The sequence below is a fragment of the Fibrobacter sp. genome, from assembly GCF_017545445.1.
Taxonomy (GTDB): domain Bacteria; phylum Fibrobacterota; class Fibrobacteria; order Fibrobacterales; family Fibrobacteraceae; genus Fibrobacter.
Genome location: NZ_JAFWOM010000043.1, coordinates 1 through 14,805, shown reverse-complemented (window position 1 = coordinate 14,805; position 14,805 = coordinate 1). Strand labels below are relative to the sequence as shown.

8 protein-coding genes are annotated in these 14,805 nt (G+C 46.7%); 6 read left to right on the top strand and 2 right to left on the bottom strand.

Annotated features, from left to right (window positions below; translation table 11 throughout):
* The first annotated feature begins 46 nt into the window (after positions 1-46).
* The 4 genes from IKG78_RS05095 (at position 47) to IKG78_RS05080 (ending at position 10,287) form a co-directional block, all read left to right on the top strand.
* Positions 47-5,914 carry a glycoside hydrolase family 9 protein gene (locus IKG78_RS05095; RefSeq protein WP_290940311.1) on the top strand — a complete coding sequence of 1,956 codons (5,868 nt, stop codon included), beginning with the start codon at positions 47-49 and terminating at the stop codon, positions 5,912-5,914.
* Positions 5,915-6,109: 195 nt separating this feature from the next.
* Positions 6,110-8,308, top strand: a complete 2,199-nt coding sequence (locus tag IKG78_RS05090) for an ATP-binding protein (RefSeq protein ID WP_290940308.1) — start codon at positions 6,110-6,112, stop codon at positions 8,306-8,308.
* Positions 8,308-8,682 (top strand): response regulator, encoded by a 375-nt coding sequence (locus IKG78_RS05085; RefSeq protein ID WP_290940305.1) that lies wholly within the window; start codon positions 8,308-8,310, stop codon positions 8,680-8,682. Before IKG78_RS05090 ends, IKG78_RS05085 begins: the two co-directional genes overlap by 1 nt.
* Before the next feature lie 9 nt (positions 8,683-8,691).
* Complete coding sequence (locus tag IKG78_RS05080; RefSeq protein ID WP_290940302.1) at positions 8,692-10,287, top strand: sigma-54 dependent transcriptional regulator; 1,596 nt, start codon at positions 8,692-8,694, stop codon at positions 10,285-10,287.
* A 196-nt stretch (positions 10,288-10,483) separates the two neighbouring features.
* Here the strand turns inward: IKG78_RS05080 and IKG78_RS05075 are convergent, their stop codons facing one another.
* Together IKG78_RS05075 and nrdR are read right to left on the bottom strand one after the other, a co-directional pair.
* Positions 10,484-11,536: a class I SAM-dependent methyltransferase gene (locus IKG78_RS05075; RefSeq protein WP_290940299.1), complete on the bottom strand. Its 1,053-nt coding sequence runs from the start codon at positions 11,534-11,536 to the stop codon at positions 10,484-10,486.
* 241 nt (positions 11,537-11,777) lie between these two features.
* Complete coding sequence (gene nrdR / locus IKG78_RS05070; protein ID WP_290940296.1) at positions 11,778-12,221, bottom strand: transcriptional regulator NrdR; 444 nt, start codon at positions 12,219-12,221, stop codon at positions 11,778-11,780.
* Between the two features lie 361 nt (positions 12,222-12,582).
* Between nrdR and IKG78_RS05065 the strand changes: the two genes are divergently transcribed.
* Complete coding sequence (locus IKG78_RS05065) at positions 12,583-13,218, top strand: DJ-1/PfpI family protein (RefSeq protein ID WP_290940293.1); 636 nt, start codon at positions 12,583-12,585, stop codon at positions 13,216-13,218.
* Positions 13,205-14,662 carry an AGE family epimerase/isomerase gene (locus IKG78_RS05060; RefSeq protein WP_290940290.1) on the top strand — a complete coding sequence of 486 codons (1,458 nt, stop codon included), beginning with the start codon at positions 13,205-13,207 and terminating at the stop codon, positions 14,660-14,662. Before IKG78_RS05065 ends, IKG78_RS05060 begins: the two co-directional genes overlap by 14 nt.
* The last annotated feature ends 143 nt before the right edge of the window (positions 14,663-14,805 follow it).

Below are 14,805 nucleotides of genomic sequence, written 5' to 3'. Positions count from 1 at the left end.
CTGAACTTAAACGTTCAGGGGGCTACTTTTTTAGGAGGAACAACATATGAAGAAACTGATTAGCGTCATTTCATTATTAACCTTATTGAGCATTGACACCTCTATTGCGGCAAGTCGCGAAACACTTCCCAATATCGACAGGACGTGTACCAGCTGCAACCGTCGCTACCTCGACTCCCTGAATGTCTATAACAGGCGTCCTATACGCATGAACCAAAGCGGATTCAGGCCGCAGGACTACAAGTACGCTTACGTGGCAGACCCGAAAGAGAAAACGTTCAAGGTCATCGACGCCAATAGCGGAAAGGAAGTGCCGGGTGGCGGAAACCTCACGCTCATCAAGAAGGGAGCCACAAAGCCCAACATTTGGATTAACGGATCCTTCAATTCCTTGGAAAGCGTCTATGAGTTCGGCAAGCAGGATTCTATCAGTACGCAAAAAGAGGACCTGTACCGCGCCGATTTCACGACACTTTCGACAACAGGCGAATACTTCCTCGTCGTCGGAAACGATACTTCGGCAACCTTCCATGTGCACCCCTCCATTTACAATGCCATTCTCGAAAACTCGTTACAGTTCTTTGGCATCCAGCGCTGCGGCAACACGGATTCTCACTTCCACAAGCCCTGCCATTTGAAAGACGGTTCCAAAATCGGCCACGACCTGACCGGCGGTTGGCATGACTGCGGTGACCATTTCAAGGTGTCCGAAACATTGGGTTATACGGCCTATGTGCTTTCGATGGTTTATCTCACCTACCCCGACAAGGCTGAAGACCGCTATGGACATTCTTACGCGGACACAGTCTTTACGGACGGCATCCCTGACATTCTCTACGAAGCAAAAATTGGTGCAGACTTTATTCTCAAGCTCTACAAGGCATCCAAAGCAAACGGCTTGATAGCAAAGAATGACATGTACCACTCCGTAGGCGTTGACGAAAAAGACCACCAGTTCTGGGATTTGCCGGAACGCCAAGATGCCCAGCCCGAATCCAAAGGTGGCCCAGACCGCGTAGTACTCACAGGCATCGGCGCAAATACCTCCGGCATGTTCGTCGCGGCACTCGCCAACGTGGCCACAGGCTACCGCGTCTATGATGCAGCCTATGCGGATACGTTACTCGAAGCCGCCAAAGACATTTACAAAAACGTGATGATGCCGCTTTTTGACTACGGCAACGGCAACGAATCTGGAAAAACGACGGACTTCCCGGGATTCTACACCGGCGGCGGCCCTCGTTATGACGACGGTGCAGCGGCAGCTCTCGCTTTGTGGTATGCCACCAAAGACACCACTTACCGCTACGACCTTTACAAGAACACAAAGATTTTCAACAATCCCACCAATTATCGATTCAACTTGGACTACTTCAGGGCAGGATTCCTCGGCAACGAAAGCGGATTTTCGCCCGGTGGCTGGGCAACAGACTACCAGAACATCCACACCTACGTGTTGTTCGCCTTCCAGAACTTGATATTGAAAGACGCCGCAATAGCCGCTGAATACGGCCTTACCGAAATTGAACGCGACTCACTCTCAATGCGCACCATGGCCACGTTCCGCAAAATCCTGAACGACGCCACGAACCAAGGCGACTCCACCGTTCTCGTAAATCCGGGCGTCGGCACGGGCGACCCGCATGAAGGACCGACGGACCTCAAGGTCATTACCCCTTACAACCTCGTATGGACCAGCTTTGACTGGGGCGTTATCCGCTACAACTTGGGCACCGCCGTTTCCATCTTCTTGATGTACGAACTCACGAAAGACGAACGCTACTTGAGAGTTGCACTGGACAACATGTACTACGCCCTTGGCGCAAACCCATGGGATATATCCCTCTTGATGGGTGCCGGCGACAAGAACCCTCAGCACCCGCATAACCGTTCCGCAAACCCCGACGGCTACAACGCAGGCGGCATGCCCTACCAGTACAAATGCCCGAAAGGCGCACTCATGGGCGGACGCGATCCCGAAAAGACGCTTATCGAAGACTGGAGCAAATATACCTCTACCGAAACATGCATCGACTTCTCCGCACAATTCCTCTTCCCGGCACAAAGCCTTGCAGAAACGCTCCCGCCTGATAACGAAGGCCCGATCTTCAGCAATATCGTCGGAACTCCGATTTCAGATACAGAAGCGATTATAAGCTGGGATGCAAACGAAGTCGCACTCGTGACCGTGTTCTACGACGAAACAACAAATGCGAATACGGCCAAATCCGTACAGCAGGAAAAGGCATCCAAGGGCGGTTCCGTAACGCTTACGGGCCTCACACCGGGGCAAACCTACTATTTCTTCCTCGAAGGCATGGACACCAAGAGAAACCTCACCACGGATGACAACCATGGTTATTGGTACCAGTTCACCATGACTCCGATTGGCACACAAATCAAGGGAGTCACAATTTGCCAAGTCGATCACCGCAGCGCAAAGATTTACTGGTGGAGTACCGACCGTTTGAACGGCATCGTCAACTTTGGCAAGGGAAAAGGCAACTACACGCAAACAGCCGCAGCAAGCGGTGGCGCAGTGCTCTTCCACGAAGCCATCCTCACTGGACTTGAAGCCGGCACGACTTACTACTTCAAAGTTTCTTCGGGTACGACAACCTCTGACGAATATTCGTTCACGACGGAATCCCATGCGGCTTACGCGGACCTGGACATCTACATCAAGCCAAGCGCCTACCAGAACACATCCAAATGTTCCGGCAACAACTGGAAGAACTGCGGCGACTTTATCGTCGAAATCGACAACAATGACACGACCGATTTCCAGGACTTCGAACTTCGTCTTTACCTCGGCGCAGACGCAAGCCTTGAAACTCCTGTAAGCTACATCGGACAAGTATTCGGCGGAACCGGTCTTGTCGTCCCTCGTGTCGATCCAAGCAAGCCTCTAGTCACCTTCGGACCGCAAACACAAGACAAGGCCGGGCAATACTACCTCCCCATAACAGTCAATGACAAGCTCTATGTTTCTGGCCGAATCATCTTCCAGATTAAGTGGCTGAGCGCCACATACGCAAGCTTCAATGACGGTTGGTCGCTTATCGCCCATACAGGAGACGAAGCCCAAGAACAGTTCGAAGGCATCGACCTCACGCAGGCCCCGTACTATACCGGTTCCGAGACCGCACAACTCGAAAGGAACTCTCGCGGAGAAAAAGTTGTCGCCATGGTGCGCGACCCCTACGTCCCCGTCTATTACCACGGCAAGCACATTTACGGCTACGCTCCGGACGATACGCCGGAAACGGGTCCACAAGTCAACCGCAACGTAGAAATCAACTTCACTAGCCCGTTCGTGACACCATACTACTCCGTCGAAAAGGAGGACACGCTCACGACTTACTCGGCCACAAGTAAGGTTACGCCGACTGGTCTCCTCGATGCTGTAGAAATGAACAGCAATCCTTACCCGTTTGAATACCTGAACCCCAAGCGCACCGATGCGATTTCTTTCGGGAAACAGGATACCATACTCGCTTACGGCAACAACTATATAGAATGGGTCAGCTGGCACAATAGAAACGCAAACCAGAAGAGCGAAAACAAGTATGACTGCGCTTGCGCCTACGTCCGTAGCAACGTCGAAATCGACAGCATCACCATTCCACCCGAAAAGCGTTACCTCGTCTTCGACAAAATTGAAATCGAAGGCTATAAGGACAAGTTCATCGAAGTCGAAATTTCACTTCTCGACAGTAACCTGGATCTTATTAAAGACGAAAAGAACTTAAACGTCGATCTCCTCACAAACGATCCGAACGTGCTCTTCTACACCGATCCGACGGCAACAATTCCTGTAACATCCGTGACGCTCTATAACGGCGTTGCTACGATTTACGTCAGTTCCAAGGTCGCCGTAGAGACCGCTATTTCCGCAACGCACATCAGCGACAAGGAATACGCCTACACGCCGGCTACTGCACAGTTGAACATCTTGGAACTGCCGCCATGGCCGATCATCGATGTTGCAAAAATTGTCGATTTGGACTGCGACCATATTCCTGATGCCATGGATATCCAGCTTTCATCGGAATACTTGGAGAACCAGACGTTCACCTCTATCTCGTTTACCTACGAAAACCAAACCTATACATCGAGTTCGGTCAAATCGCTTAACGGTCGTTCTCTCGTCGTAAACATTGACGTTCCAAAAGAAATCGTGACAAACGCCAGCGGAAAGATTACGCTAACCAGCAATATTCAAGGACAAGTCAAGTCGATTGACGACTCTTATTCCGATGGCATGCCACCAGCACTTCTTTCAGCAACAGTCCTCGAACGTCTAGATACCTCTACGACAGACCACCTTTATCTGCAATTCAGCGAACCGATTTCTGCACCGGGTACGAATTTCCCGCTCGTTCTCTACGGTACAGACAAGACGACCAAAACAGCAACGCCGACGGTCCTTTCAGCCAAACTCTACAACGAAGCGAAGAACATTTGGGATTTCGAGCTTGCATTTGACGCAAGCAGAGCATCGCTTGTTAGCGCGGGGATGTGGGGACAGCTGGATCCCGCCGGAATAATCACCGATTTGAACGGGAACGGAATCGCCGGTATCTGCACACCTGAAAAAGTTGAAATTCTCCTCAAGATTCTGCCTATTCCGATGAACTACGCGGTCATTACAGACAAATTCCAAAACGGTTATGCAAGCCATATCGATGTAACCTTCGATCGCGCCCCCGATGAAAAGCATATTCCTGACACCTTGGAAATCATCTTCGGTACCGCGCATCCCGAAACGCTTATGGTCGAAAAGAGCAAGCTCGTCTTTAACGGAGCGAACCTCTCTCTGGACCTTGCAAAGCCGTTCCAATTCGGCAATACAGCCGGAAATTTCGAAGGCATGCTTCCAGGCGGAAAGATACTCTCTCATGCAGGTAAGGTCACGCAATACCTTGGAACAGGGGCGGCAATCGAAACAAATTCCGTTCTCGCAGAAGACAAAGTCGGACCGGTATATGTATCTGCTATGATAAACCAGACATCGACCGCGGACGTTCTGAACATCACTGTAAGCGAGCCCATCGTTGTCGCCGATTCTGCACAGCAATACTACAGACAAAAGCGAGCCGACAAGCAGTCCAATGCTTTCGCCAACGAATTTACAATATGGAGTTATTCACAAAGCAACTCCGTGCTGACAATTCTTTACATGGGCGAACGCGCGGGAACCGTCATGGAAGGCGACTTTGTGCGAATGGGTTCTGCAATGACCAGCGTATTCAAGGATGCTAACGGGAACTATCCTGAAAATGAGGTTCCATGGATTTTGGTCAACGGAACAGGAGCACCCAAAATCAAGTACTCTTTGGATTTACGTGAAACGATAACCGACGCCAACTCTGGAGCGCGCACTAAAGTGGATGCCAAAGAATCTATGCGTTTCTATGTCAAGAATCCATCCAGCGGCAAATACGATCTCATCCAGAATGGTCAAGTCACGCAGCAGGGCATAGACTCTACCGATATCGGCGGGGCAATCTTTGACGTAAATCTGGTTGTTCCTCGTGGAGCTTCGCTTGGAGATGAATGCGCCTGGGAAAAACTTCTCGTCAAGTTCAACATCCCCATTTATTCCAACTTGGGCAGTTTCGTCAATAGATTCAACAAGTCTTTTGAAGTCAATCCGAAGCAATACCTGTCCCCCAACAATCAGGTTGAATTCATTATCGAATGGGCGAACAAGGCTCCGTCTGGCATACGTACCCAGAAAGACCGAGCTGTAGGCACAGGTGCATATATCTACAAGGCCCAAGTCAGCGCCAAATTCGAGCCTAATATGAATAACCCCGAAGTCAAGAACGATGCGAAAATTTCCGCAAACTTCTCAACAAAGTCTTCGTTTGAAAAAACAAAGACCTTCGGCATTAAGAGAACAAAGTAACAAAATCCAAGTAAATGGGAAAATATGCAAGAGAGCCTTTTTACGAACTCACCCTACGTCATTGCGCTTTCAGTCATTGCGTTAATTCTCGTATGCTATTTTCCCATCATGCTTGGGCAAAAAACGTCCGTCAAACAGCTTCCCAAAACCATTCACCAATTAGTGATTATCAACATTTTTTGGCAAGCAAGCTGTTTGATCGGCAACATTTTTTTCAGCGGCAGCGACTTCGAAGCAGGAACTAAAGCCTACACCACAAGGATGATTGTTTTTGGCATTTCTGCGATTGCTTGGGTTCAAGTCGGAAATGCCATACAGCATACTGCAGAAAACAGTCTAAAGATAAAACGAAAAAACGGATGGAAGCTCATGAATATTCTCGGAACATCATCCGTCATCATCGCAACATTTTTATTCATCAAAGATCCTTCTTATATTGCGAACATCAATATTTTGGGATTCACCCCATTTGTAGAAAGACCTGTATTTCATTTATACATGCTGATATTTGGCATTTTCGTCATTCCGAATATCATCGTTACAGGCTACATTATTCTCCGCAACATTGTGCAGTCTAGCGATTCGACGCTTCCTCGGCAAGTTGGCATATACATGCTGAGTTCATTCACCTTTTTTTCAATGATTACAGTTTTCTTTGACTTTATCATTCCCATTGCAACAAAATTCAATGATTACGATCAATTTCTTAAGTGGTCACAATTCATATCGGTGTTCCTAGCAACCCTTTCGGGACAATACTTTACATCCGTTTCGTTCAAGAATAAAAGCGCCTCGTGGTTTCTAGACAAACTCAAAGAAAAGATGACTGACGGTCTGCTGTATTACAACACCAAAGGCAATATCATTTTGGCAAACTCGGCTGCACTCAGCATTTTGCACACGACACAAGAACACATTTACAATAAAAAGATTACATCCATATTTCCACAAATTACGGATCCCATTCGTGAGGCAGCCTACAATAAAATCAAAATCAATATAGACAATGAAGATCATATTATCAACGCCACGGTATTCCAGATACGTCAATCGTTGACAACAAACTATAACGCCTTGTTTTTTTGCGATGTATCAAACACGTTGCATTACCAACAAATTATCAAAAGTCGTAATGAGCAGTTCAAGGAATACCAACTTGACCAAATTCGTTACCAAGAACGACTCAACATCTGGAAAAAGAAAGTCGATGAAAGCAAGTTCTTTTTGGATACCCTAATCAGCACACTACCCTTCCGTTTTTGGTCCAAGAACGAACAAGGCGTGTTCATGACGCAAAACCAAAACGATATCAAGGAACGTGGAAACCTATTACAGACATCCGAACCCGACAACAAAATTCTACCGCAAGAGCTCCTAGCCCGCAACAACGGAGAACCGCAAAGTTTCATTTCTTACGAACGAATTAACAAATCTAACAACGAAGACGAAGATAATATCGAAATTCTGAAACAAGACGACTATAACATGGCCGTCCGCAAGGGTCAAGCAAAAGATATTTTAATTTTCGAAAACATGTTCATCCCCATTATGGCCCCGCACAAACCATATAAAATAATAGGGATCAAGTTCGACATCACCAAAGAAAAGCAACTTGAAAAAGAACGTGACATGTTGCAGGAGCAAAAACACATCCATTCGAGACTCGAAGAACTGGGGACCATATGCGGAGGTTTCGCCCACGATTACAACAACATTCTCAATTCCCAAATTGGATTCTGCGATTTAGCACTCGAAGTGCTCCCTCCGGACAACCAAGCGAGAATGTTCATTCAAGAAGCAAGAAAGGCTGCGACCCGCGGACAGGAATCCTTGAAAGAACTTCTACAGACCTTACGAGGCAAGACGTCCGAAAGTGAAGTCACAACCAATTTTGCACCATACATGATTATCGACGACGTGGTCAAGAAGCTCTGGATTACGCTTCCACCCAACGTCAAGGTCAAAGTAGGCAACCTAGACAAGGACATCCGCATTGAAGGAAGCGTAGCTGCCCTAGACCGAATCATCAGCAACCTTGCAAACAACGCCATATTCGCCATGAAGGAAAATGGCGGAACGCTTACGATATCGCTCGATAAAGAAGAACTCAAAGAGCCTCTCATCACTCCATACGCCCCGCAAATCGATGCAGGCATTTATGCCAAAATCACAGTCGAAGATACGGGTACCGGAATGGATACAGCAACGCTCGAACGCATATTCTCACCGTTCTTTACAACAAAAGCACCCGGTGAAGGCCTTGGTTTAGGCCTTTCTTCGGCCCTTAGACTGCTAAAAGAAGGCAATGCAGGCTATACTGTACAAACAACTTTAGGCGAAGGAACTATTTTTTATCTATATTGGCCTATAAGAAACGAGAAAATGGAGGCTTAATGTCTACAATACTCATTATTGACGATGACGCTCAGTTGAACCTCATGTTGAAGTCCGCCCTGGAATTGAAAGGTTACTCTGTCGATACTGCATGCAATGGTAAGAAAGCAAAGTCGCTCTATCAGAAGAATACGTACGATATTATTATCACGGATATCATTATGCCGGAGGGTGACGGCTTTGAAGTAATTCTTGATTTGCGCCGCATGGGATTAAGCGACCGCATCATAGCGATTAGCGGTGGTGGACGTACCTCTGCCGAAGACTATTTGGCAACGGCCCAGCATTTCGATGTTGCAGCTATATTCAGCAAACCGCTGGATCTCCAGCAGTTGCGAACCAAGGTTGACGAGATTATCAAGAGCCATACGTAATCGCGTAAGATGAATATCCTGATCGCTGATTTTGATCGGAAATTTGTCGATGAGCTACAGCGCAACTGGTCGGTTGCCGGAACGAACCTCTATGTCTGCTCCGACGAAAAGACCTTGATGCCTTTAGTAAAAAAGACGTCGATAGACCTTGCGTTTATCGAGGTTCCTTTTTTGATGCTCGACAACATGGACATGATCAGCTACCTCAAGGAACGTCAACCCGGTATCGAAATATTTGTACTATGCGATGATCGCAACTGGCAGGGAGCAGCTAGCGCAATCACGCGTGGTGCAAGCAGTTTTTTGAAGAAGCCCATTACATTGTCGCTTCTCGAAAATACAGCACGTAAAACTCAGGCACAACAACAGAACAAATCCAACACACAACTCATGGAATCCCAAGTGTTGGATAGCCTTCTCGGCGACACGCCCGAGATGCGGAAGATTTTAAAAACTGTATATAAAGTCGCACCGACCAATAGCAGTTTGCTTATAACCGGCGAGTCTGGCTCAGGCAAGGAGTTTTTGGCGAATGTCGTTCACCGCTACAGCAAGCGCGCAAGCGAACCGTTTGTGCCAGTCAACTGCGGCGCCATCCCCGAAAACCTTGTGGAAAGCGAACTCTTCGGCAGCAAGAAGGGTTCTTACACAGGTTCGACCGCCGACAAGAAAGGTTTGTTCGAATCCGCAAACGGCGGAACGTTGTTCTTAGACGAAGTGGGCGAACTTTCACTGGCAACGCAAGTCAAGCTTTTACGTTTTCTGCAAAGTCATGAAATTAGGCGTGTGGGCGAAACCGAAGCCCGCTACCTCGACATCCGCATTATCGCAGCCACAAACCGCGATTTGCAAAAAGCCATGCACGAGGGCCGGTTCCGCGAAGACCTTTACTACCGTTTGAATACATTCCACTTGCAATTGCCTCCGCTCAGGGAACGCAAACCGGTCATCCCCAATCTAATTCGTTACTTTATTTTAAAGAATAAAGAAGCACAGGGCAAAGAGATCCACGACCTCGAACCGGCAGCTCTTTACGCATTGTCAAAATACCCCTACCCCGGCAACATCCGCGAACTCGAAAACATCATGGAGCACGCCATAGTGCTTTCGGAAGGCGGGATCATCAAACTCGAAGACTTGCCCGAGCATGTTCAAGAAGAAGCCCGTGAAAAAACGGTCGCAATACCGCACTTGAATGGCTACAACGAGAATGCAACAAACGATGATTTTGTTCAGAACAACGTTGTTTCAGAAACTTTCACACGAAACAACGATGATGAAGCCGAGGAAGCGGAAAAGTCCATCGACAATCCTATCGGAAAGCCTATACAATTTGTCCCCATTACAGGCAAGACGGACAACGCCGGGCTATTGTCACATAACCCGACAAAGTATTTAACGAACAATACAACGCCAATCAATACGGAAGTCGTCGAAGAAGAAATTCTCTCGCTGGAAGAGATGGAACGTAGGCATATTCTGCATGCCTTGAGTGTGTGCAAGGGAAACAAGACGGAAGTCTGCAAGCGACTCGGAATCAGCCGTGCAACGCTGTGGCGCAAGCTAAAAGAGCTAAAAATAGCCATTGATGGCGGAGAAGAGTAGGCAGTAGGCAGCGGTTAGTGATTAGTGGACAGAGGCTGTAGGCTATTGGAAGCGTCATCCTGAGCTACGCGAAGGATCCAGTGACGATGGGGTTTGAGGTCGCTTTGCTCTGCAAGGCTTTGAGCACTTCTTATTACAATAGCCCATCCCCCAGAGGGAGCTGCAGGCGACCGAGCCCATACCCCATAGCCGAGAGTCAAACCTCAACCATCGTCGCAACTAAGCAAGAATCCTTAGTCAAGCCGCTACCGACAAAGTCTATATCCTGAGATTTTTTCCATGATGTTTTCGCTTGCGAATGAATAGAAGCAACAGCGGCGAGGACATCACGCGAAAAAGCGGACAAGTTAAATTCACTGTAATTGGAACTCACCATAAAGAATCCATGCGGATTCAGGAGTTCCGCACATTCGGCGACTAACGGCATCAAGTGTTCACGCACATTGAAGTTAAAGCCCTTGAAACGCGCAAAACTCGGCGGATCGAGCACAATACCATCAAAGCGGAGTCCCTTCTTTTTAGCCCAACGCACATACTCGATGGCGTTGCCACGGAAAAATTCTCCCGGTCGCAAATCGAGGCCGTTCAGCGCATAATTTTCACGACCCTTGTCAAGAATTTTCCCGCTGATATCGGCGTTTGTAGCCACAGCAGCGCCCCCCAATCGAGCATGCACCGAGAAGCTGCACGTATAACTGAACAAATTCAAAAAACGAAAGCCAGTATTCGCAGTTTCGCAATTCGCCGGAGAAGCATTTGGAGTTTCGAGAGGCGTCGAGGATGCAGAAATTGCAGACAAAGACGAGTCAGACATCGCACGGAAGCGTTCTTCAACTTCGAGACGGACATGCCGCATATCAAGGAACAGTCCCGGATTAATCGTATCCATCAGATCCACATGGAACTTAGCAAGACCTTCATGCACAATGCCCACAGCATCATCGCGCGAACCGATTACAACATCCATCGGAGCATTTTCAAGCGAACGCCCTGCACTAGAAAGGCGTTCCTTCACGACAACGCAAATGGGATTGAAGCATTCAACAACAGCTTCGACAATTTTACGACGACTTTGCAAAAGCTCCGGTCCAAAAAACTGCATCTGGTAACGGTCGCCAAACTTATCAATCGTAAGCCCTGGAAAGCCATCGGCTACACCGTTTACAACGCGATAAGCGTCTGTGACAGAAAACAGCGAAGAACGCTTGGAAAATGCAGAATTTAAAAGATCAGCGTATTTATAAATCATATGAAACCGCAGCTATGAGGTATGAGGTCGCGCTAAAGCGCTTTGAGGTCGCTTCGCTTTGGGGTATCAAAGCTTGCGTTGTCATCAAAAAATTGCAATGCACAAAGCCTGTCAAAGTGATCCGAAAATTTTCTTACACAGATTTCTTTGCAGATGCGTTTCTTTTTACTTTTGCCCATACCACAAAGCTTGCATAGCAAGCGTCCTCATAGCCCAAACCCCAAAGGCGCTCTGCGCCGCTCTACTTGTCCAATGTCTTGATTTGATCGACGAACTCGCCCACTTCTTTAAATTCGCGGTAAATAGAAGCAAAGCGGACGTAAGCAACAGCATCGAGTTTTTTGAGTTCTTGCATGACAAGATTGCCAATTTGATCGTAACCCACTTCAAAACCTTCCGACATCTGCAACGAATTCTCAACGCGTGTTGCAAGCTGTTCAATATCGTCTATGGACACCGGACGCTTTTTGCAAGAGTTCATAATACCACGCAAAAGCTTTTCGCGTTGGAACGGTTCACGTTCTCCGCTACGCTTGATTACGGTCAGCGGTTGCAATTCGACGTACTCACGGGTCGTAAAACGGCGACCGCAATTACAGCATTCCCTACGACGACGAATTGATGAGCCACTCACGCGGCTATCGACCACCTTATCGTTATCACTTTTGCAAAATGGACAAATCATGCCATGAATATAGCTTTTTTATTTAATGTAGGGAAAAAATGCAATAAAATTATGTCTATATGGGAGATTATTTTGCAATTTTTTCGCACACAGCGGACAGAAAAGTTCATATATAGATGCAAGCACTTACCGCAATTAGCATAGTCATCATTGCAACAAGAGGTGATTCCAATCACAACAATCTGATTAACAGTCGATGAAAAATCACAATTAACGCCCTAAATTGAAAATATTTTGTTTACATGAAACTAAATTTATAAGTTGTTGTTATATTTATACGTTGTAATTATTACTTTGAATAGAATATATTTACGACATACAAAATAAAATTCTTTATTTACAAAAATCACAAGGGGAGCTCGTGATACCTGAGAAGCATATACTCGCAGGGAAAAAAATTGCTGTTCTAGTTGAAACAGAATACATTCCTGACGAAATAAGAAAATACCAATCCTTTTTCGGTGAATTGGGAGCAGAAGTTGAACTGCTGACGTATCTTTGGGGACAAGGCGAAAGAGTTATCGTCAGCGACGTAACGGAACCTGGTAAAATGCCAGAAACGTTGACCGTTTGCAAAGACGTTGTCGACGCAAATCCCAATGATTACGCCATTGTACTGTGCGCCGCAAATTACGTTGCCTGTCGTCTGCGCGAAATTCCACCCATGGGAAATCTTGGAAGTCCTGAAGAAATTCGCTCACCGTCCGCCGTCAGATTTATGGCTAGCGCTATGATGAACCCAGCGATTGTCAAAGGGTTTCTTTGCCATGCGCTATGGTTTATGACTCCATGTCCAGAACTTTTGAAAGGGCGTAAAGTGATATGCCACACTGTCGTACTTTCGGACGTATTGAACGCAGGAGCAGAATTTGTTCCTGACGAATCGCACGTTTATGCAGACAGAGACTTGGTCACTGGAAGGTCTGCCGCAGACTTGGACATTTATTGCAACAAAATAATCGAAACATACGAGGTAAACAATAATGAAAATAAGTGAAAAAGGATTCAATGTTGACGAATTGCTCAAAAACGCAATTTCGCCAGAAACATGGAAAAATCATGTTGTTCATGATTTGATGAAGTTCTGGGACAAACCCGAAATCACAAATGCCGATGATGGATTTTTCCGGACCTACATTACAAATGAAGGCCACCTTCTTCCTGAAGATCCTAAGGATTGGCCACCTGAATTTAAGGCCGCTACAGACAAAAAAGCAACTGATACAAACGGATTAGTCGATCCGCAAAATATTTATATGAGAGCGCATTCCCGCCTCACCTACGCTTTCGGGATTGCATTCCACATGACAGGAAACAAGCATTACCTTGAAGTATGCCGCAAGGGAGCTTTGGCACTGATGCAAGCATTCGACGGCAACTACGGGATGCATGTGACCAAAGGTATTAACGGCGGTGAATTCGACAAGGATTATAAAGCGAGAACAAGCCAAGACTTGGCCTACGGTCTGACGGGTCTCGGAATGTATTACTTCTTGACACGAGACAAAACAGTCCTGTACCGTATAATTCAGTTGAAAGATTTTATTTTCAACGTCTATATGGATGACGCAAAGGGCTACTTGACATGGAAACCTCGCTATCTGAAAGATTCCGAAGTCCAAATTGTGGCTCAACTCGACCAGCTTTACGCCTATATGCTCATGCTCACGCCAACACTGCCCGAACCGTTCAAGTCGCAGTGGAAGCAAGACATGAAGAAAATCGTGGACATTCTCATCACGCAGTTCTACAGCGAACGCTATGAATTCTTCTGGGGCGTTGACAGCGATGCCCATTCCATGCAGCTTGGTACAGACCATACCGATTTTGGCCATTCCGTCAAGACATTCTGGGTCATTTTGAAAGTTGGCGAATTGCTCGGTGACCCGTTCTACATCCAATTTGCAAGACAAAAAATCGACAAGATTTTAAAGCACGCCTATTTGAAAGAAAACGGTTCATGGGCAAGACGATTTGTCAAAGACAATGAACTTGACAAGGACAAGGAATGGTGGATTCTTGCAGAACTCGACCAAGCCGCAGAAATTCTCGCCATCCACGATCCTTCATACTATGAATATCTGAACAATACCCACAAATACTGGTTCAATTACATGGTGGACAAAGAAAATGGCGAAATTTGGCATTATGTCGACGGGGCAACGAACGAACCCATAATTCGTTATCCTAAAGCCCACAACTGGAAAACATCATTACACAGCTTTGAACACGCTTTGTTCGGTTTCATGACGGCAAGCAAAGCAAAGGGCGAGACATTCGATCTTTATTACGCACTGCCCGAATGGGAAAAACCCACGCATAATGTAATCGCTCCTTATATGTTCGCAGCGAATCTTTTAGGTGTAGTTTCAGTCGAAATACCGACCTTCATGCCCGACGGCAACAAGGTTTACAAGGCAACGTTCGATTCTTTACATTAAAAGGCTTAAGTGTCATTTGGAGACCTAAAATCGTTTCTATCCCTTATGGCTACAGGCTTTGAGGGATATTTTTGTTATATGACAAAAAAAATGCTTTTATTGTGGCTCAAAAGCCGTTATCAAGAAAGGGCTTGAAAGAGGAT

Coding starts and splice junctions, on each gene's coding strand:
- IKG78_RS05060 (WP_290940290.1), top strand. CDS start 13,205: ATGAAAATAAGTGAAAAAGGATTCAATGTTGACGAATTGCTCAAAAAC.
- IKG78_RS05080 (WP_290940302.1), top strand. CDS start 8,692: ATGAATATCCTGATCGCTGATTTTGATCGGAAATTTGTCGATGAGCTA.
- IKG78_RS05085 (WP_290940305.1), top strand. CDS start 8,308: ATGTCTACAATACTCATTATTGACGATGACGCTCAGTTGAACCTCATG.
- nrdR (WP_290940296.1), bottom strand. CDS start 12,221: ATGATTTGTCCATTTTGCAAAAGTGATAACGATAAGGTGGTCGATAGC.
- IKG78_RS05075 (WP_290940299.1), bottom strand. CDS start 11,536: ATGATTTATAAATACGCTGATCTTTTAAATTCTGCATTTTCCAAGCGT.
- IKG78_RS05095 (WP_290940311.1), top strand. CDS start 47: ATGAAGAAACTGATTAGCGTCATTTCATTATTAACCTTATTGAGCATT.